The organism is Cryobacterium arcticum (genome assembly GCF_001679725.1).
In the GTDB taxonomy this organism is placed as follows: Bacteria; Actinomycetota; Actinomycetes; order Actinomycetales; family Microbacteriaceae; genus Cryobacterium; species Cryobacterium arcticum_A.
Genome location: NZ_CP016282.1, coordinates 1,874,779 through 1,892,761 on the forward strand (window position 1 = coordinate 1,874,779; position 17,983 = coordinate 1,892,761).

17 protein-coding genes and 2 tRNA genes are annotated in these 17,983 nt (G+C 69.4%); 12 read left to right on the top strand and 7 right to left on the bottom strand.

Annotated features, from left to right (window positions below; translation table 11 throughout):
* Position 1 precedes the first annotated feature (1 nt).
* From PA27867_RS08345 to PA27867_RS08370, 6 genes are all read left to right on the top strand, one after another.
* A complete protein-coding gene (locus PA27867_RS08345) occupies positions 2-1,084 on the top strand; it encodes an ABC transporter permease (protein ID WP_066595226.1) in 1,083 nt (360 codons plus the stop codon).
* Complete coding sequence (locus tag PA27867_RS08350; protein ID WP_066595228.1) at positions 1,081-2,814, top strand: ABC transporter ATP-binding protein; 1,734 nt, start codon at positions 1,081-1,083, stop codon at positions 2,812-2,814. Before PA27867_RS08345 ends, PA27867_RS08350 begins: the two co-directional genes overlap by 4 nt.
* Before the next feature lie 5 nt (positions 2,815-2,819).
* Complete coding sequence (locus tag PA27867_RS08355) at positions 2,820-3,722, top strand: ATP-binding cassette domain-containing protein (protein WP_066595230.1); 903 nt, start codon at positions 2,820-2,822, stop codon at positions 3,720-3,722.
* 3 nt (positions 3,723-3,725) lie between these two features.
* Positions 3,726-4,712, top strand: coding sequence for an NAD(P)-dependent oxidoreductase (locus PA27867_RS08360; RefSeq protein WP_066595232.1), 987 nt, complete (start codon positions 3,726-3,728; stop codon positions 4,710-4,712).
* A gap of 86 nt (positions 4,713-4,798) precedes the next feature.
* Positions 4,799-4,871: transfer RNA gene (locus PA27867_RS08365), tRNA-Asn, on the top strand.
* A 112-nt stretch (positions 4,872-4,983) separates the two neighbouring features.
* Positions 4,984-5,859 (top strand): sensor histidine kinase, encoded by an 876-nt coding sequence (locus tag PA27867_RS08370; protein ID WP_066599455.1) that lies wholly within the window; start codon positions 4,984-4,986, stop codon positions 5,857-5,859.
* 19 nt (positions 5,860-5,878) lie between these two features.
* Here the strand turns inward: PA27867_RS08370 and def are convergent, their stop codons facing one another.
* Positions 5,879-6,445, bottom strand: coding sequence for a peptide deformylase (gene def, locus PA27867_RS08375; RefSeq protein WP_066595235.1), 567 nt, complete (start codon positions 6,443-6,445; stop codon positions 5,879-5,881).
* A gap of 40 nt (positions 6,446-6,485) precedes the next feature.
* On the opposite strand from def, the gene PA27867_RS08380 reads away from it, so the two are divergent.
* The 5 genes from PA27867_RS08380 (at position 6,486) to PA27867_RS08400 (ending at position 11,558) form a co-directional block, all read left to right on the top strand.
* Positions 6,486-7,400, top strand: a complete 915-nt coding sequence (locus tag PA27867_RS08380) for a DMT family transporter (protein WP_066595237.1) — start codon at positions 6,486-6,488, stop codon at positions 7,398-7,400.
* A 197-nt stretch (positions 7,401-7,597) separates the two neighbouring features.
* A complete protein-coding gene (locus PA27867_RS08385; protein WP_066595239.1) occupies positions 7,598-8,842 on the top strand; it encodes a glycosyltransferase in 1,245 nt (414 codons plus the stop codon).
* A 42-nt stretch (positions 8,843-8,884) separates the two neighbouring features.
* Positions 8,885-8,958: transfer RNA gene (locus PA27867_RS08390), tRNA-Ile, on the top strand.
* 96 nt (positions 8,959-9,054) lie between these two features.
* Positions 9,055-9,756 carry a hypothetical protein gene (locus PA27867_RS08395; protein ID WP_066595240.1) on the top strand — a complete coding sequence of 234 codons (702 nt, stop codon included), beginning with the start codon at positions 9,055-9,057 and terminating at the stop codon, positions 9,754-9,756.
* 56 nt (positions 9,757-9,812) lie between these two features.
* On the top strand, positions 9,813-11,558 hold the full coding sequence (locus PA27867_RS08400) for a bifunctional 3'-5' exonuclease/DNA polymerase (RefSeq protein ID WP_066595241.1): 1,746 nt from the start codon (positions 9,813-9,815) through the stop codon (positions 11,556-11,558).
* A gap of 34 nt (positions 11,559-11,592) precedes the next feature.
* On the opposite strand, the gene PA27867_RS21060 is transcribed toward PA27867_RS08400, so the two are convergent.
* Positions 11,593-12,180, bottom strand: coding sequence for a PadR family transcriptional regulator (locus PA27867_RS21060; RefSeq protein WP_066599458.1), 588 nt, complete (start codon positions 12,178-12,180; stop codon positions 11,593-11,595).
* 207 nt (positions 12,181-12,387) lie between these two features.
* Between PA27867_RS21060 and PA27867_RS08410 the strand changes: the two genes are divergently transcribed.
* Complete coding sequence (locus PA27867_RS08410; protein ID WP_066595245.1) at positions 12,388-12,909, top strand: DUF3145 domain-containing protein; 522 nt, start codon at positions 12,388-12,390, stop codon at positions 12,907-12,909.
* Between the two features lie 102 nt (positions 12,910-13,011).
* Here PA27867_RS08410 and PA27867_RS08415 read toward each other — a convergent pair whose 3' ends face one another.
* From PA27867_RS08415 to PA27867_RS08435, 5 genes are all read right to left on the bottom strand, one after another.
* Positions 13,012-14,247, bottom strand: a complete 1,236-nt coding sequence (locus PA27867_RS08415; protein ID WP_066595247.1) for a beta-ketoacyl-[acyl-carrier-protein] synthase family protein — start codon at positions 14,245-14,247, stop codon at positions 13,012-13,014.
* Between the two features lie 127 nt (positions 14,248-14,374).
* Positions 14,375-14,623 (bottom strand): acyl carrier protein, encoded by a 249-nt coding sequence (locus PA27867_RS08420; RefSeq protein ID WP_022883990.1) that lies wholly within the window; start codon positions 14,621-14,623, stop codon positions 14,375-14,377.
* Positions 14,624-14,685: 62 nt separating this feature from the next.
* On the bottom strand, positions 14,686-15,687 hold the full coding sequence (locus PA27867_RS08425) for a beta-ketoacyl-ACP synthase III (protein WP_066595248.1): 1,002 nt from the start codon (positions 15,685-15,687) through the stop codon (positions 14,686-14,688).
* 29 nt (positions 15,688-15,716) lie between these two features.
* On the bottom strand, positions 15,717-16,637 hold the full coding sequence (locus PA27867_RS08430; RefSeq protein ID WP_066595250.1) for an ACP S-malonyltransferase: 921 nt from the start codon (positions 16,635-16,637) through the stop codon (positions 15,717-15,719).
* A gap of 141 nt (positions 16,638-16,778) precedes the next feature.
* A complete protein-coding gene (locus PA27867_RS08435) occupies positions 16,779-17,939 on the bottom strand; it encodes a PucR family transcriptional regulator (RefSeq protein ID WP_208857311.1) in 1,161 nt (386 codons plus the stop codon).
* Positions 17,940-17,983 lie beyond the last annotated feature (44 nt).

Sequence of the window (17,983 nt, forward strand, 5' to 3'; positions counted from 1 at the left end):
CATGACACGCAAACCGAACAGGCTCTCCCGTCTGCCCATCGTCCACCAGCTGCACCAGAGCGTCGGGCTCCAGCGCGGCATGCTCGTGGCCGGCCTGGTGATCACCGCGGCGTTCATCCTCACCGCGATCCTCGCTCCCGTGATCGCGCCCTACGGCTACAGTCAGCTGCGGGACGCGGACGGCGTCTTCGGCGCCCAGCAGCCCCCGGGCGGCTCGCACCTGTTCGGCACCACCGTCGGAGGCTATGACGTGCTCTCCCGGGTGCTCTGGGGTGCCCAGACCGCCCTGTTCGTGATCGTCGTCGCCGTGCTGCTGTCGATCTTCGCCGGCGTGTTCCTCGGCCTCGTGTCCGGCTACTTCGGTGGCTGGCTCGACAGGGTCCTCGTCGTCGTCTGCGACGCCGTCTACGCCTTCCCGTCGCTGCTGCTGGCCATCGTCATGTCCATCGTCATCTCCGGTGGCAAGTCCAACCTCGTGGGCGGTGTGTTCGCCGCAGCCATCTCGATCACGGTCGTGTTCATCCCGCAGTACTTCCGGGTGATCAGGGCAGAGACCGTGCGGATCAAGTCGGAGGCCTTCGTGGAGTCGGCGCGGGTGCTCGGCGCCGGAAACACCCGGATCATGTTCCGTCACGTGCTGCGCAACGCCACCCGCACCCTGCCGCTGATCTTCACGCTGAACTCCTCCGAGGCGATCCTCACCCTGGCGGGGCTGGGCTTCCTCGGCTTCGGCATCGAACCCACGGCGGCCTCCGAGTGGGGGTACGACCTCAACAAGTCCCTCTCCGACGTCACCAGCGGCATCTGGTGGACCTCGCTGTTCCCCGGACTGGCCATCGTGCTCGTCGTGATGGGCATCACCCTGGTCGGCGAGAGCCTGAACGACCTGGCCGACCCGCGCCTGCGCGGGCGCCGCCGGGTCGCCTCGTCCTCGGGTCTCGTCGCCGAGACCTCCGTGGTGCCCGGAGGCACCCTGGATGCCGGCCCCGGCGGCCTGGCCGGGCTCGAGACCGGCTCGGCGTCGTCCACCGGCGCCCCTCTGACCAACACCCTTCCCCTTGACGACAGCGAGGCCACCCGATGAGCGACATCCTCACGCCCGCCGGGGCCGCCCCGGCGACCGAGCAACCGACTGTGCTGCGGATCGACGACCTCGGTGTCGCCTTCTCCACGGATGCCGGTTCCGTGCGCGCCGTCGACGGGGTCTCCCTCAGCGTCCGCCGCGGCGAGGTCCTCGCCATCGTCGGGGAAAGCGGCAGCGGCAAGACAGTCACCGCCAAGACCATCCTCGGGCTGCTGCCCGAGACCGCCGTGTCCGAGGGCGCCGTCATCCTCAGCAGCCGTGACGGGGGCAGCGAGAACAACGTCATCGCCCTGAGCAAGCAGCGGCTGCGCCAGGTGCGCGGGACCGACGTGTCGATGGTGTTCCAGGAGCCGTCCACGGCGCTGAACCCGGTGTACACCGTCGGCTGGCAGATCATGGAGGGCATCAGGGCGCACGGCTCGGTCAGCCGCTCCGACGCCAAGGCCAAGGCCATCGAGATCCTCGGCCGGGTGGGCATCCCCGACCCAGAGGTACGCGTCAACTACTACCCGCACCAGTTCTCCGGCGGCCAGAAACAACGCGTGGTCATCGCCATGGCCCTGGTCCTCGAGCCCGGCCTGATCGTCGCCGACGAACCCACCACGGCCCTCGACGTGACCGTGCAGGCCGAGATCCTCGACCTGCTGCGACGCTGCCGCGACGAATTCGGCACCGCGATCGTGCTGATCACCCACAACATGGGCGTCGTAGCCGACCTCGCCGACCGGGTTGCGGTGATGTACCAGGGCAAGGTGGTGGAGGAGGCCGACGCCGTCACCCTGTTCACTGCGCCGAAGGATCCCTACACCCAGCGGCTGCTCGCCGCGGTCCCCTACGTGGGACAGGGTGTGGTCAGGGCGGCGGAACGCGCGGCGGCCCGCACGCCGGAGTGGGCCGAGCAGGCGCCCGTCGTCGTCGCAGACAACCTGCGCATCCAGTACCCCGGCCGGCTCGGCCGGGCCGGCTTCGTGGCCGTCGACGGGGTCAGCTTCTCGATCCGCCCCGGCGAAGTCCTGGGCCTGGTGGGGGAGAGCGGCTCGGGCAAGACCACGATCGGCCGCGCCATCGCCGGCCTCACCAGGGTCACCGACGGGTCACTGAGCGTGCTCGGGCACGAGATGAACGGATTCAAGGAACGGCGGTTCAAGCACCTCCGCAGCGACATCGGATTCGTGTTCCAGGACCCGGCGTCCAGCTTCAATCCGCTGCTGACCATCGCCGACTGCGTCGCCGAGCCTCTCGTCGTGCACGGCCGGGCGTCCAGCCCGCGTGCCGCGCGGGCCAGGGTCGACGAACTCCTCGAGGCCGTGCAGTTGCCGCGCGCCTTCGGTGACCGGTACCCGCACGAGCTCAGCGGCGGCCAGCGCCAGCGGGCGAGCCTGGCACGGGCCCTGGCGCTCGAACCCACCCTGCTCATCGCAGACGAACCGACCTCGGCTCTGGACGTGTCGGTGCAGGCGCGGGTGCTCGAACTCTTCGCCGAACTGCAGCGCGAGTTCGGCTTCGCCGCCCTGTTCATCAGCCACGACCTCGCCGTGGTCGACATCCTGGCCGACCGCATTGCCGTGCTCTACCACGGCCGTCTCGTCGAGGAGGGGACGGGCGCTGAGGTGCTCGGCGCCCCGAGCGACCCGTACACCCGACGGCTGCTGGCGTCCCTCCCTGTGCCCGATCCGGCCGCGCAGGCGCTGCGGCGGGAAGAACTCGCGAGGTTGCGTGCGGCAGGATAGAACCCATGAGACGCGCCGAAGCAGATCCGAATCCGATCGTAGCCAGTGACCTCACGGTCGAATATCCGGCGCACGGAGCGAGTTCGTCCTTCGTCGCGGTGCACGGCTTCACCCTGACCCTGGGCCGCGGTGAGGTCCTCGGCCTGCTCGGCGAGAGCGGCTCCGGGAAGAGCACCCTGGCCCGGGTGCTGTCGGGGGCGGAGGCGGCGGCCGGGCACGGTGAGGTGCGCGCGCAGATCACCGGCGGTGAGGCCACGGTGCTCGGCTACCCGTTGCGCCGAATCGGCCGGCGGAAACTCAGCAAGCTCACCTTCGGGGTGGGGATGCTCGCGCAGGACGCCGCGACCACACTCCCCGCCAGCCTGACCGTGGCCGACATCGTGGGAGAGCCGGTGCTCGAACGCGACCGCAAGTTCGACAAGGCCGAGCTGGCGACGCTGGTGGCCACCATGGTCGACGCCGTGCGGTTGCCCCTCTCGCTCCTCGGCAAGTACCCCTATGAACTCAGCAGTGGGCAACGCCAACGGGTGGCCCTGGCCCGGGCGCTGGTCTTCGGGCCCGCCCTGCTCATCGCCGACGAGCCGACCGCCGGCGTCGACGCGCTCGTGCGCGACGATGTCATCGACCTCATCGGCGAGCTCCAGCGCGAGCGGGCATTCTCCGCGATCCTGATCAGCAACGACCTCGGGGTGCTCCGGCGGGTCGCGGACCGGATCGGGGTGATGCACCAGGGGGTGCTGGTGGGGCTCGGGCCCATCGACGAGGTGTTCGACAACCCCTGGCACCCCTACGTGGTCGAACTCGCGGCGGCGCTGACCCTCGGCAGCTCCGACCCGGGCGAGGGGGAGCCGGCCGGCCCGATCGAACCGGATGCCCGGCCCGCAGCCGACGTCGAGACACTGGACTGAGCCGTGGCCCAACATCGCGCCGTCCTGGCCCCCGAAACCGCCACCGTGCGGCCGCCTGGCGTCCGCTCAGGCCCCATCGCGATCCTCCCGGAGGACTCCGCGGTGTTCGCCGACGCCGTGGCCGAGGCCGGCGGCCAGGTCGCCGAGCTGTCCGAGCACACCCGGGGCCTCATCTGGCTCTCCTACGCCAGGGCCGCTGAGCTGGGCGACGTCCTGGCCGCTCATCCGCAGCTGGCCTGGGTGCAGCTGCCGTGGGCGGGCATCGACGCCTTCAGCGACGTGCTCACCGCCCACCGGCGGGACGACCTGCTCGTCACCAGTGCGAAGGGGGCGTTCGCCCAACCCGTCGCCGAACACGCCCTCGCCCTGGCCCTGGCGTCGCTGAGGGTGCTCCCCGAGCGCGCCAGGGCACGATCCTGGAACGCGGTGCCCGCCGGCGAGTCGCTGTACGGCCGGACCGTGCTGATCATCGGGGCCGGCGGCATCGCCCGCGAGCTCATCCGGCTGCTCGGCCCGTTCGCCAGCGAGACCGTGGTGGTGCGGCGCAGCACCGACCCGGTGCCGGGCGCCACCCGCACCGTCACCACGCAGGCTCTGCGGAACGAGCTGCCCCTGGCGGATGTCGTCGTGGTCGCCGCCGCCCTCACCGGCGACACCCGCCACCTGCTCGGAGCGGCCGAACTCGGCCTGATGAAGAAGACGGCACACCTGGTCAACATCGCCAGGGGTCCGCTCGTCGACACCGACGCCCTGGTCGAGGCCCTGCGCTCCGGCACCATCGCCGGCGCGGCGCTGGACGTCACCGATCCCGAACCGCTTCCACAGGGGCATGCGCTCTGGACCGAGGCCCGGTGCCTGATCACCCCGCATATGGCCGACACGCCCGAGATGACCGCACCACTGTTGGCCGAACGAATTCGCCTGAATGTGGCCGCTTTCCTAGGAAACGGGCCGTTCGTCGGGGTTGTCGACACCGAGTCGGGCTACTGAACGGCACCCTCGATTTGGCAGACGGCGATCTTTTGGTAAAGTAGCTACGCTGTTCAAGGCGAGGGAAACTCTCGCCGAGCACACATTCCTCGATAGCTCAATTGGCAGAGCAGCGCACTGTTAATGCGCAGGTTCTTGGTTCGAGTCCAAGTCGGGGAGCGAAAAGGTCACTAGGGGCTCCACCCCCGGTGGCCTTTTTTAGTGCCCAGGCGGGTGCCTACGCGGGTGCTGGCCGCTAGTCTGATCCCGAATGTACCGAAAGGTGGCCGATGTGTCTGTCTGGCAGAGTCTGAGCGCCGTCCTCGCGGGGCTGACCGTGGTCTTCCTCGTACTCTGGCTACGCTCGGCCGTGCGGCAGCGCGGCAGCCGGTTCGACCGGTCGGCCGCCGAACGCGTGCGGATCGACCTCGAACTCTCGCTCGCCGAACAGCACGGCCGGCTGGCGATCATCCGCGAGCTGCAGGACATCGCGGTGCTCTCGCTTGCGCGCCTGATCACACGGGCCGAGGGCGCCCGCTACGCGGCCGAGAGCGACCCGTCCACGGCCGTACGGGCGGCGACGGCGCTCGTTGACGACGGCAGGGTCACCCTGGCCGACCTCCGCCGCGTCCTCACCGTCGCGCGCGAGGGCGAGTCCATCCAGGCGAGGCAGCCGGGGCTGCAATCGGCCCACAACCTCTTCGGGGTGATGCGGGATGCCGGTCTGGCCGTCGGCTTCACCGAATCGGGCGACCGGTTCCCGCTCAAGCCCGGCGCTGAGTTGGCCATCTACCGGATCCTGCAGAGCGCGCTGGCCAACGCGCTCAAGCATGGCGGCGCCGGGACCGAGGCGCGGGTGTCCTTCACCTGGACGCAGGACGGCCTGCAGCTGCTCATCGACGATGACGGTATCCGTGCCGCCGCCCGCCGGGAGAGCGCGTCAGCGTCCGACTTCGCGGCCCGCACGACCTATACAATCGACGACGACCTCAAGGCGCTCAGCGAGAGCATCTCCGGCGCGGACATCACGCAGATGCGCGAGCGGGCCCAGCTCTTCGGTGGCATCTTCAACGCCGGCACGGTTCCGGGCGTCGGGTTCTCCGTCTCCGCGGTGTTCCCGTCCCTGCGATTCCACAACGGCGTGCACGGAGTGAACCTCTCCCGTTGAGGCTCAGTTCTTCTGGCGCTCAGCTCTCGAGATCGTCGACCCCGGGCAGCCAGCTCACGCCGGGAACACCCCACCCGCGCTTGCGGCTCACCTTGGCGGCGATCTTGGCGTAGTGGTGCTCGAGCCGGTCCACGTACAGGGTGCCGTCGAGGTGGTCGAACTCGTGCTGGAAGATCCTGGCCAGCCACCCGTCTGCGCGGATCTCGAACGGGTTCTGCTCGAGGTCGACGGCGCGCAGGATCGCCGATTCCGCGCGGCGCAGCGGGAACCGCTCGCCCGGGAACGACAGGCATCCCTCGACGTCCTCGTCCTCGTCCGCCTCTGAGGCCGGCACCGGGGTGATCCACAGCTCCGGGTTGATGGCGACCCCGCGGGTCTCGACCTCGTCGTCATCCAGGTAGCTGAACGTGAAGAGCCGCAGCCCCACGCCCACCTGGGGTCCGGCGAGACCGACGCCGGGCGCGGCGTCCATGGTCTCGAACATGTCCTGCACCAGCTCGCGTAACGCGTCGTCGAAAACGACGACGGGGGCTGCGGGGGAGTGCAGGACGGGTTCGCCTGAAATTACTATCGGTCGTACGGCCATTCAGCAAGGATATCGGCATGGATCTCGATAGTCTCGTTGAGTGACTCCCGACCTGACAGACCTGGCTGGGGAGATCGCCATCGATCCTCGTCAGGCAATTGGAATCCCGCTCGCGTTGATCGGGGCGGTGTTCCTCTCGTTGGGCGCACAATTCCAGCACCGCGGGGTGACCAAGGTCGAGGCATCCACCGTCGAGGTCACCGGTGGCCTGAGCACCCGTCAGCTCGTTCTCCTGCTGTCCCGCCCGTCCTGGGTGTTCGGCACCCTCATGCTCGGCATGGCCATCGCCTTCCAGCTCACCAGCCTCGCCTTCGCGCCGCTCATCGTCGTCCAGCCGCTCGGCGCGGTCGCGCTGGTGATCACCGCGATCCTCAACGCCAGGGTCAGCCGGCTCAAACTCAACCGGGCGTCGATCATCGCCATCGCCATGTGCGTGGGCGGTGTGGGCCTGTTCGTCACGGTCGCGGCCTTCACGGCCGTGGACAAGCCCGTGACCGACGCCAACCTCATCACGATCCTCATCGTGCTCGCGGTGGTGCTCTGCGCCTTCGCCGCGGCCTTCGCGATGCTGCGCACCCGGTTCCAGGCGATCTTCTACATCATCGGCGCCGGCGTGCTGTACGGCTTCGTCGCCACGCTCGCCAAGGTGATCATCAACCGCATCCAGAACGGCAACTTCGAGTGGCTCACCCTCGTCTGCGTCGCCGGACTGCTGCTCGCCGCGGGCGCAGGGGCGTACTTCGTGCAGAACGCCTATTCCTCCGGCCCGCCGGACCTGGTCATCGCCGGGCTCACGGTGATCGACCCGATGATCGCCGTCGGAATCGGGATCATCGTCTTGGGGGAGGCCTCGCAGGCTCCCGCCTGGGCCGGCGTGCTGTTCGCCCTCGCCGGCGCCGTCGCCATCTGGGGTGTCTTCAGGCTGGCAAAATACCACCCGCAATCCGCAAGCTGACCTGTGGTTTTCATGAACTCGCCGCGTCTGGGGGACTGCCATGGCCGAGCCGGTTTAGAATAGGGTGCTAACACACCTCGACGGCGTGTTCCGTCGAGACCCAGACTTCGTGCCGGACGCTCATCCCCGGCCCACCTACGTAGGGACTACGCCACTTGTGCGCTTCATCAGATTTACCGGAACAATCGTCCGACCGGGTGACCCCGGCGACGAGGCCCATCCGCGTCCTCATCGCCGCGGACACGTTCGCGCCGGACGTGAACGGTGCCGCCCGGTTCGCTGAACGACTCGCGGCGGGCCTGGTCGCCCGCGGCCACGTCGTCGCCATCATGGCCCCGGCCGCCACGCGCAAGCACGGCACCTGGACGGAGGTGCACGAGGGCGAGTCCATGACGGTGCACCGTCTGCACAGCTGGCGCTGGTACCCGCATGACTGGCTGCGCTTCGCACTGCCCTGGATCGTGCGCCGGCACAGCCGCGCCATCCTCGATTCTTTCCAACCCGATGTCGTGCACTTTCAGTCCCACATCGTCGTGGGACGCGGTGTGGCCATCGAGGCCCAGAAGCGCGGCATCCGCATCGTGGGCACCAACCACTTCATGCCGGAGAACATGCTGCAGTTCTCCCTCGTGCCCAAGGGCTTCCAGCACCAGGTGGTCAAGGCGCTCTGGAAGGCCGCCGAGCACACCTTCAAGCGCGCCGAATCCGTCACCACCCCCACCCGGCGGGCCGCCGAGTTCCTGGAGAAGTACACGGGACTCACCGGAGTGCACGCCATCTCCTGCGGGATCGACGCCGACAACTATTCGCCCAGTTTCGCGCCGCGCACCGAGAACCGGATCCTCTTCGTGGGCCGGGTCACCGGTGAGAAGCAGATCGACGTGCTGGTGCAGGCCGTCGCCCTGCTCGACGCGAGCCTGGATGCCCAGGTCGAGATCGTCGGCGGCGGCGACCAGCGCCGCAATCTGGAACTCCTCGTCGAGAGCCTCGGCCTCAGCTCGCGCTTCACCTTCACGGGCTACGTCACCGACGAGGAACTGCGCCAGGCGTACTCGCGGGCCACGGTCTTCGCGATGCCCTCGATCGCCGAGCTGCAGAGCATCGCGACCATGGAAGCCATGGCTTCGGGCCTTCCTGTCGTAGCGGCCAACGCCATGGCCCTGCCGCACCTCGTGCACGACGGGCAGAACGGCTACCTCTTCGAGCCGGGCAGCGCCCAGGACCTCGCGGACAAGCTGACCGTGGTGCTCACGGCGTCACCCGACGAACTCGATGCGCTCAAGAACGAGTCGCTCAAGCTCATCGAGGCGCACGACATCAAGCGCACCCTGACGACCTTCGAGCGTCTCTACCGCGGCGAACGGATCGACACCCCCGCCGGAACCGCCGCCGAGGCAGCGTCCTCACGACAGGTGCTGGACGGCACGCCCGCCCACGACTGACGCCGGGCGCTGTGCCCGGACGGTACGATAGACGTCACACACGGGGTGGTAGCTCAGCTGGTTAGAGCACGCGGCTCATAACCGCACGGTCACGGGTTCAAGTCCCGTCCACCCTACCGAGGCAGCCGCCCCCCCCTGCATGGCCGGGACAGGCGAAGATCTGTGCCACTATATGAGGAATTGCCTTCAGCCTCCTCCCGAAAGTACCAACCATGCCCGGACGGTTCCTCCCTCGTACCCGCACCTCCCGCACCGTCCTCGCCGGCGGCCTCACAATGCTGGCCCTCGGTCTCACGGGCTGCAGTAGCTTCACCCCACTGATCGGCGCGCAACCGCTCCAGAACGTCGCCGCCGCCACGACGCCGACGCCGTCCGCGACACCGGACCTCGTCTTCGACTCCGTCTTCACCGACATGGGGTCTGTGCACCCCACCCTCATGATCGGCGACGACCTCGAGTTGCAACTGGACATGTGGACGGAGCAGAAGACCCACGAGTGGTACACGGACAGCGAGAAGCTGTTCTCCTTCGTCATCAACGTCTTCGACCGGTCCGTCCCCGCCGACGCGCCGTTCGCGGCGAAGCGCCTGGTCTACATGTCCAACATCTCCGTGACCGCCACGACCTCGACGACCAGCGGTGCGTCCGTGTCGCCGTTCGTCCTGGACACCGACCCCCTCCTGGTCACCCTCGACCCCGAGGCGCTCCGCTCGGCGGACGGGTTGCTCATCACCTCGCCCAAGGGCGGCTTCCAACTGGAGTCCAACCAGATCGGCACCCTGAGCGCGGACACCTATGGCGTCATGCTCGACTTCGCGATGACGATCTCGGCCGAGTCCTCCGCGGGCGCCGGCGGATACACCAAGCAGATCGTGCACGTTCCCGTGCCGGTCGCCATCTTCCCCCGGGCCTGACCCAGCTGCGGGACCGGTTCCGCTGCGGGACCGGTCCCGGTGCGGGACAATGGAGTGTGTACATTCTGGTGACCCGAACGCGCCCGGACCGGGTGCGGCTCAGGGAACTCGACGCCGACGGCGCCCCCACGGGACCGGCCGGCACCGGTACCGACGTGACGCTCTCCGACGCGGCTTTCGCGGTCCACGCCCGCGCCAGGGAGGACGGTGGTGTCCGCTGGGTGTGGGAGGACACCGCGGAGATCTATCCGCTGTTGTTGCGCGCCCGTCTGCGCGTGCAACGCTGCCACGACCTCCGCCTCTGCCACGCCATCCTGCGGAACTCCGCCCTGACCGGCGCGAGCGCGCTGGCGAACGCTCCGGCAGGCCGGTGGGATGCGCCGGCCGCCGTTCCCCGCCCGGAGACGGCGGGTTCCACCCTCTTCGACATGGATCTGGGCGGCGCGGCGGAGGCCGGCGGCGAGACGCAGGACGAGGACGCCCGCACGGAGTTCCTGGCGCAACTGGCCGCCGTCGCTGCCAGCGCCGAACCCGGCCGGCTGCGGCTGCTCCTGGCCGCTGAGTCGGTCGGCGCCCTGATCGCGGCTGAGATGCAGTTCGCCGGGCTGCCGTGGCGCAGTGCCATCCATGACACCCTGCTGACCGCTGAACTGGGCCCCAGAGCGGCGACCGGCCAACGCCCGGCCCGCCTGGAGGCGCTCGCGGTCCGCATCCGCAACGAACTCGGCGACCAGACGGTCAACCCGGACTCACCCCCCGAGCTGCTCCGCGCGCTCAACCGTGCCGGGGTGCAAGTGACGACGACCCGGGCCTGGGAGCTGGAGAAGCTGTCGCACCCGGTGATCGAACCGCTGTTGCGCTACAAGAAACTCGCCAGGCTGCAGAGCGCCAACGGGTGGTACTGGATGGAGACCTGGATCGTCGACGACAGGTTCCACCCCGAGTACCTGCCGGGCGGCGTGGTGACCGGTCGCTGGGCCACCCGCGGTGGCGGGGCGCTGCAGCTGCCCCGGCAGATCCGGGGAGCCGTGGTGGCCGACCCCGGATGGCGTTTCGTCGTGGCCGACGCCGCCCAGTTGGAACCTCGCATCCTGGCTGCCCTGTCGGCGGACACGGCCATGGCCTCGGCAGGCCGAGGAACCGACCTCTACGCGGGCATCGTGGCCAGCGGTGTGGTGGAGACACGCGCCCACGCGAAGGTCGCCATGCTCGGCGCCATGTACGGCGCCACCTCGGGGGAGAGCGGGCGCCTGCTGCCCAGGCTGGCCCGGGCGTACCCGCGGGCGCTGGCGCTCACGGAATCCGCGGCACGGGCCGGGGAGCGCGGCGACATCGTCAGCACCCGGCTGGGGCGGTCCTCACCCCGCCCCGGCCCGGACTGGCAGGACGAGCAGGCCAGGGGGAGCGAGGACGGCGCCGGCTCCGCGGCGCAGCGGCGGGCACGCAGTCAGGCCGGGGACTGGGGACGGTTCACCCGCAACTTCATCGTTCAGGGCACCGCAGCGGAGTGGGCGTTGTGCTGGATGGCCGAGATCCGGAAGGGCCTGTGGGCGCTCTCCTCAGCGGCGGCCCCGGAGTCCGGGGCGGCGCGCTCAGCGCCCGGCCCCTTCGCCTCCGTACCGCACCTGGTCTTCTTCCTGCACGACGAGGTCATCGTGCACACCCCGGCGGCCCTGGCCGACGATGTCGCGCGCATCGTGGGCGAGGCTGCGGCGACGGCGGGGCGGTTGCTCTTCGGCGACTTCCCGGTCGATTTCCCCTTGACCTGTGTTGTGGTGGACAGCTACGCCGACGCGAAGTAGCGGACTCAGCTGTCGGGAACTCAGCTGTCGGGACTCAGCGCGGCGGACCTGAAGCCGCTGCAGGAGAGGGTCGCCGGCCTCGCCTCGGGCGCAGAACGCTGAGTTCACGGTGCAATGGCGGGCCGTCGCCCTGCTCCCCGGCCAGGCCGGCGACCGCGGTGAGCCACGCCAGCGCCGCACGGCCCTGGGCGGCGTCCGCGGCGTCGGCCAGCAGGTCCTGACCGGAGTCCGGTTCCGTCGCCTGCGCCGCGAGCCGGGACTGCCACGCCGACCGGTAGCCGGCCAGCACGACCGTGAGGTCGATGTGGGGGAGCGACGAGGCGATCATGACGCGCTCGAGCATGTCGTTCCACTCGTCGCCGGAGCTGCTGCGGGTGTCGTGCAGCCAGGCGACGGCCTCGGTGCGGCCCGTGTCGGTGAGCCCGTACAGGGGCAGGCCGTCCGCCGTCGTCCCGGCGGATTCGACGGCGCCCTGGGTCATCAGGCGCTCCAGGGTGCCGTAGATCTGGCCCACGTTCACCGAGCGGCGTCCGCCGGTGCGACGGGCGAGTTCGCCGTGCAGCTGGAAGCCGTAGGCGGGGCCCATGGTCAGCACGGCCAGGAGCGAGTTGCGTACCGACACCGTGCCTCCGAAATCCACTAAAGCTATACCGAATATACATAACGCACGGTCGCTTCGTTGTGATTTCCCGGGTGGGTGGGGCATAATTCAGCTAATAGCACCGCCCATAGCCCGCATCCGTCGGTCTGGTCCCGGTTCCACAGTTGTTGCAGTCGAGTTCGTTGGGGAAGACGCACCTCGAACAACAACCAGGGAACGGAGAACACGATGACGGCACCCCATGCTCGTCAGTCACCGACTGCGCGGGGAGTTTTGTATGTGCATTCGGCACCGCGCGCCCTGTGCCCGCACGTGGAGTGGGCAGCCAGCCGAGCGCTCGACGAGGCGGTCAGTTTCGAGTGGAGCGCGCAGCCCGTGCTTCCCGGCGCCCAACGTGCCGAGTTCTACTGGGAGGGGGCGCCGGGAAGCGGAGCGGCCATCGCCTCCGAGCTGCTGGGCTGGGAGCACCTGAGGTTCGAGGTGACCGAGGATCCCGGCCCGGGCCGCGACGGCGGCCGCTGGGTGCACACCCCGGCCCTGGGCATCCACTTCGCCCAGACCGACACGGCGGGCAACGTCGTGCTGCCCGAGAACCGGCTGCGGGCGGCCATGTCCACCGCGGGAACGGACCCGACCGCGCTGCAGCACGAGCTGCACCGGGTGCTCGGGCAGGCCTGGGACGACGAGTTGGAGGCGTTCCGGCACGCCGGTGACTTCTCGAGCGTGGTCTGGCTGCACCGCGCGGGCTGAGACAGTGCGGGCTGAGACAGCGCGTGCTGGGGCCGGGCGACTACGACAGAAGCCGGCCACCCGACCGTGGTCGGGCGCCGGCTTCAGCGACGTGCGGGCGGGTTAGACCGACCGGAACGCGACGACGGCGTTGTGGCCGCCGAACCCGAACGAGTTGCTGATCGCCAGCAGGTCTCCGGCACCCAGTGCCCGGGGCGAGGTGACGACGTCCAGGGGAATGGCGGCATCCTGCTCGGTGAGGTTGATGGTCGGCGGAAGTATCCGCTCGGCCAGGGCCTTGACCGTGAACAGCGCCTCGATCGCGCCGGCGCCGCCGAGCAGGTGCCCGGTGGAGGCCTTGGTGGCCGACACGGGGATGCCCTCGAGCAGGTCGCCGAAGACGCGGCGCAGCGCGTTGTACTCGGCGATGTCGCCCACGGGCGTGCTGGTGGCGTGCGCGTTGATGTGCATCACGTCGGCCAGGTCGGCGCCGGCGTTCTGGATGGTCTGGATCATGGCGCGTGCCGCAGCGGAGCCCTCGGGGTCCGGCGCGGTGATGTGGTACGCGTCACTCGTGATCGAGCCGCCGAGCAGTTCCGCGTAGATGTGTGCGCCGCGGGCCAGGGCGTGCTCCTCGGTCTCCACGACCAGCGCAGCGGCGCCCTCACCGAGCACGAATCCGTCCCGGGTGACGTCGTAGGGGCGGGAGGCCGTTGCCGGGTCGTCGTTGCGCTTGGACAGCGCCTGCATGGCGGCGAAGGATGCGATGGGCAGCGGGTGGATGGCCGCCTCCGAACCGCCGGCGATGACGACGTCGGCGAGACCGGCCTGCAGGCGGTTGTAGGCATTCACGAGGGACTCGGTGCTCGAGGCGCAGGCGGACACCACGGTGGTGATGCCGGCGCGCGCGTGCAGGTCCATGCCGATGGCCGCTCCGGGGCCATTGGGCATGAGCATGGGAACCGTCATCGGCAGGACGCGGCGGGGGCCACGTTCGCGGAGGGTGTCCCAGGCGTCCAGCAGGGTCCAGACCCCGCCGATGCCGGTGGCCCAGTCCACGGCGAGCCGTTCGGGCTCGACCGCGGGCATGCCGGCATCGGCCCAGGCCTCACGGCCGGCGATGAGGGCGAACTGGCTGGACGGGTCGAGGCGCTTGGTCTCGTGGCGTGCGAGGACGTCGATGGGCTTGACCCGGGCCTGGGCGGCGAAGGTGATGGGGAGCGCGGTGCGCTCGACCCACTCATAGTCGAGGGTGGATGCGCCGGACTCGCCGGCGAGGAGGGCGTTCCAGGAATCTGTGGCGGTCCCGCCGAGGGGGGAGGTGGCACCGAGACCGGTGACAACGATTTTCTTGGTCATAACAACGACTCTCCGTCAAAACGAGCGCGAGTGAGAACGTACGCGAAACGAGGCAACGACCCCGGATGGAGCGTCCCTGGAAAACGGGCCGGCCGGCAGTTGCCAGCCGGCCCGTTCGGGCGTGGACCTAGTCCTGGGCCTTGACGATGAACTCGACGGCGTCGCCGACGGTCTTGAGGTTCTTGACCTCTTCGTCGGGGATCTTGACGTCGAACTTTTCTTCAGCGTTGACGACGATGGTCATCATCGAGATGGAATCGATGTCCAGGTCGTCGGTGAACGACTTGTCCAGCTCAACCGTGTCGGTTGCGATGCCCGTCTCGTCGTTGATGAGCTCGGCCAGGCCGGCAAGAACTTCTTCGGTGGACAATGCCATGGTGTTTTCTCCTTGAGGGTGTCTCGTTTGACCGAGATTCAGTTTAGATGGACAGAGGACAGCTACGGCAGCACAACCACCTGCGCGCCGTAAACCAGGCCGGCTCCGAAGCCGATCTGGAGGGCAAGACCACCGCTGAGCTCGGGGTGTTCCTCGAGCAGGCGGTGGGTGGCAAGGGGGATCGACGCGGCGGAGGTGTTCCCCGTCGTGGCGATGTCGCGGGCGATCACGACGGACTCCGGCAGCTTGAGCTGCTTGGCGAACTCGTCGACGATTCGCATGTTGGCCTGATGCGGGATGAAGGCGGCCAGCTGGTCGGCCGTGATGCCGGCGGCCTCGAGGGTCTGCTTGGCGATCTTGGCCATATCCCAGACGGCCCAGCGGAAGACGGTCTGGCCTTCCTGGCGGAGCGTGGGCCACTCCTGCTCGCCGCGGCGGTACTCCTGCAGTGTGGCGTTCATGCCCACGGCGTCTGCGCGTCCGTCCGAACCCCAGACCGAGGCGGAGATGCCCGGGTACTCGCTCGGGCCGATGACCACGGCGCCGGCGCCGTCGCCGAGAAGGAACGAGATGCTGCGATCGGTGGGGTCGACCATGTCGGAGAGCTTCTCGGCGCCGATGACCAGCGCGTAGTGAGCCGCGCCGGACCGGATCAGGGCATCGGCCTGGGCGACGCCGTAGGCGTAGCCGGCGCAGGCGGCGTTGAGGTCGAAGGCGGCGGCCGGGACGGCGCCGATGCGGTCGGCGACCACGGCGGCCATCGACGGGGTCTGACGACCGTTGCTGATGGTGGCGATGATGATCGCATCGATCTGGTCGGCGCGGATGCCGCTCTTCTCGACGGCCTCCAGGGCCGCCGTCGTGGCGAGATCGACCGCGAGCACGTCCTGGCTGGCCCGGGTGCGGGTGATGATTCCGGTGCGCTGCTGGATCCACTCGTCGGAGGAGTCGATCGGGCCGACCAGGTCGTCGTTGGGGACGACGAGGTCGCCGCGGGCGGCGCCCACAGAGAGGATGCGGGTGTACTGGGCGCCCTGCGACTGCAGGAGTTGTGGCTGGGTCATTCGTCTCTTCCGGTGGCGACTGGGCTGATTCAGGCCTGGTGGTCGATCAGTTCGTATGCGGCAGGCAGATCGTCCGGGGTCTTGATGGCCACGCTCGGGATGCCCCGCAGGGCGCGTTTGGCCAGTCCGACGAGGGCGCCGGCGGGGGCGACCTCGATGATTCCGGTGACGCCGGCGTCGGTGAACGCCTGCATGCACAGGTCCCACCGTACCGGCGACGAGACCTGGCCGACGAGAAGTTCGACGAAGCGCGCGCCGTTGGCGACCGACGTGCCGTCCCGGTTGGTCCAGAGCGGAAGGGTCGGATTCTGCGGTGAGAGGGTGCGCGACACCGCGTCCAGGTGCTGCACGGCGGGCAGCATGTGGCGGGTGTGGAACGCGCCGGCGACCTGCAGGGGAATGACCCTGGCCTTGGCCGGGGGTTCGGCGGCGAGGGCCGCGAGAGCGTCGAGGGATCCGGCGACGACGATCTGGCCGCCCCCGTTGAAGTTGGCCGGTTCGAGGTCGAGCTCGGCGAGGCGGGCGAGCAGTTCGGCCTCGTCACCGCCGAGGACCGCGCTCATACCGGTCGGCGTGAGGGCGGCGGCGGCCTTCATGGCCCGGCCACGCTCGCCGACGAAGGTGAGCGCGTCGGTACTGCCGAGCACTCCGGCTCCGACGGCCGCGGTGATCTCGCCGACCGAGTGGCCCGCGATGCCGCCGATGCCCTCCCGGCGGCCGTCGGCGAAGAGGGCGTCCAGGGCCAGCAGGCCGGCCGCCACGATGAGGGGCTGGGCGATCGCCGTGTCGCGGATGGTGTCCGCGTCGCTGACGGTCCCCGCGGTGACGAGGTCGGTGCCGGACGGGGCGGACATGGCCGCGAGACGGTCGGCGAAGTCAGGGTTCTGCAACCACGGCTCGAGGAATCCGGGCGTTTGTGAGCCTTGACCGGGGCAGACGACAACAATCATTTCCTAAGTCTCCCAACTCGGAACAGACGGGGGGTGTGGATAATCTACCGAGTATCCGCCAGACGTTTGTCCGGAAACGCAAACGGCGGCACTGTCGCCCCGGCTCTGTCGCCCCGGCTCTGTCGCCCCGGCTCTGTCGCCTCAGCGTCGCCGGGTCGATCCGTCGTGGTCGCTGATCGACCCGATGATGAGCGCTGCCTGCAGGATCAGGGCTTCCCTGGCTCCCGTGGCGTCGTAGCCGATGACTTCGGAGACCCGTTTGAGCCGGTAGCGGACGGTGTTGGGATGCACGAACAGTTCCCGCGCCGTGGCCTCGAGCGACCGGCCGTTGTCGAGGTAGCACCACAGGGTGGTGAGCAGCTCCGTGGAGTGCGCCTGCAGGGGGCGGTAGATGCGATGGATGAGGGTCGCCCGGGCCAGCGGGTCGCCGGCGAGGGCGCGTTCGGGAAGCAGGTCGTCGGCCTGCACGGGCCGGGGCGCGTTCCGCCAGGACCGGGCGACGGCGAAACCGGCCAGGGCGGCCTTGGCGCTCTTGGAGGCGTCGACGAGGTTGGGCACCTCGTGTCCGAGCACGAGATGGCCGGGCCCGAAGCTGGGCTCGAGTTGCAGGGCGATGTCCAGGAAGGTCAGTGCCGGCGGGCCGGTCGCCTCGTCGGAGTCCTGCACGGTGGGGTGGGCCCGGCCGATGACCAGGACCAGCCGGTTGCCCTGCACCCCGATGAGCACGTCGGCGGTCATGTGCCGGGCTGACCGGCGTAACTGGTCGACGTCGAGCATCTTGGGGGTGGTGCCGACGAGCACGCAGACCTCGCCGTGACCGTGCCAGCCCAGGGCCGCGATGCGGCTGGGCAGCTCGTCGTCGTACTCGCCGGACAGGATCGAGTCCACCACGAGGGCCTCGAGCCTGGCGTCCCAGAGCCCGCGTGCCTCGGCGGCGCGGGCGTAGACATCCGCCGCGCCGAAGGCGATCTCGCGGGAGTACAGCAGGATCGCTTCGCGCAGCGTTTCGGAGCCGTCCTTGACGCGCTCCTCGACGACCTCGACGGTGACCCGGATCAGCTGCAGGGTCTGCTGCAGGCTCACCGAGCGGAGCAGCTCCCGGGGTGCTGCGCCGAAGACGTCCGCGGCGATCCACGGGGTGGACCGGGGATCGTCGTACCAGGAGATGAAGGAGGTGATGCCGGCCTGGGCCACCAGGCCGACGGCGGACCGCCGCCCTGGTGGCATATCGCCATACCAGGGCAGCGTGTCCTCGAGTCGTTTCAGCGTCGCCGTGGACAACTCACCTGAAATCGTGCGCAACCAGGTGAGGGTCTGTTCCTTTGTCTTCGGCGCCGGTGCCACGG

Coding starts and splice junctions, on each gene's coding strand:
- PA27867_RS08355 (WP_066595230.1), top strand. CDS start 2,820: ATGAGACGCGCCGAAGCAGATCCGAATCCGATCGTAGCCAGTGACCTC.
- PA27867_RS08420 (WP_022883990.1), bottom strand. CDS start 14,623: ATGGCATTGTCCACCGAAGAAGTTCTTGCCGGCCTGGCCGAGCTCATC.
- PA27867_RS08415 (WP_066595247.1), bottom strand. CDS start 14,247: ATGACCAAGAAAATCGTTGTCACCGGTCTCGGTGCCACCTCCCCCCTC.
- def (WP_066595235.1), bottom strand. CDS start 6,445: ATGGCCGTACGACCGATAGTAATTTCAGGCGAACCCGTCCTGCACTCC.
- PA27867_RS08430 (WP_066595250.1), bottom strand. CDS start 16,637: ATGATTGTTGTCGTCTGCCCCGGTCAAGGCTCACAAACGCCCGGATTC.
- PA27867_RS08395 (WP_066595240.1), top strand. CDS start 9,055: ATGCCCGGACGGTTCCTCCCTCGTACCCGCACCTCCCGCACCGTCCTC.
- PA27867_RS08345 (WP_066595226.1), top strand. CDS start 2: ATGACACGCAAACCGAACAGGCTCTCCCGTCTGCCCATCGTCCACCAG.
- PA27867_RS08425 (WP_066595248.1), bottom strand. CDS start 15,687: ATGACCCAGCCACAACTCCTGCAGTCGCAGGGCGCCCAGTACACCCGC.
- PA27867_RS08350 (WP_066595228.1), top strand. CDS start 1,081: ATGAGCGACATCCTCACGCCCGCCGGGGCCGCCCCGGCGACCGAGCAA.
- PA27867_RS08410 (WP_066595245.1), top strand. CDS start 12,388: ATGACGGCACCCCATGCTCGTCAGTCACCGACTGCGCGGGGAGTTTTG.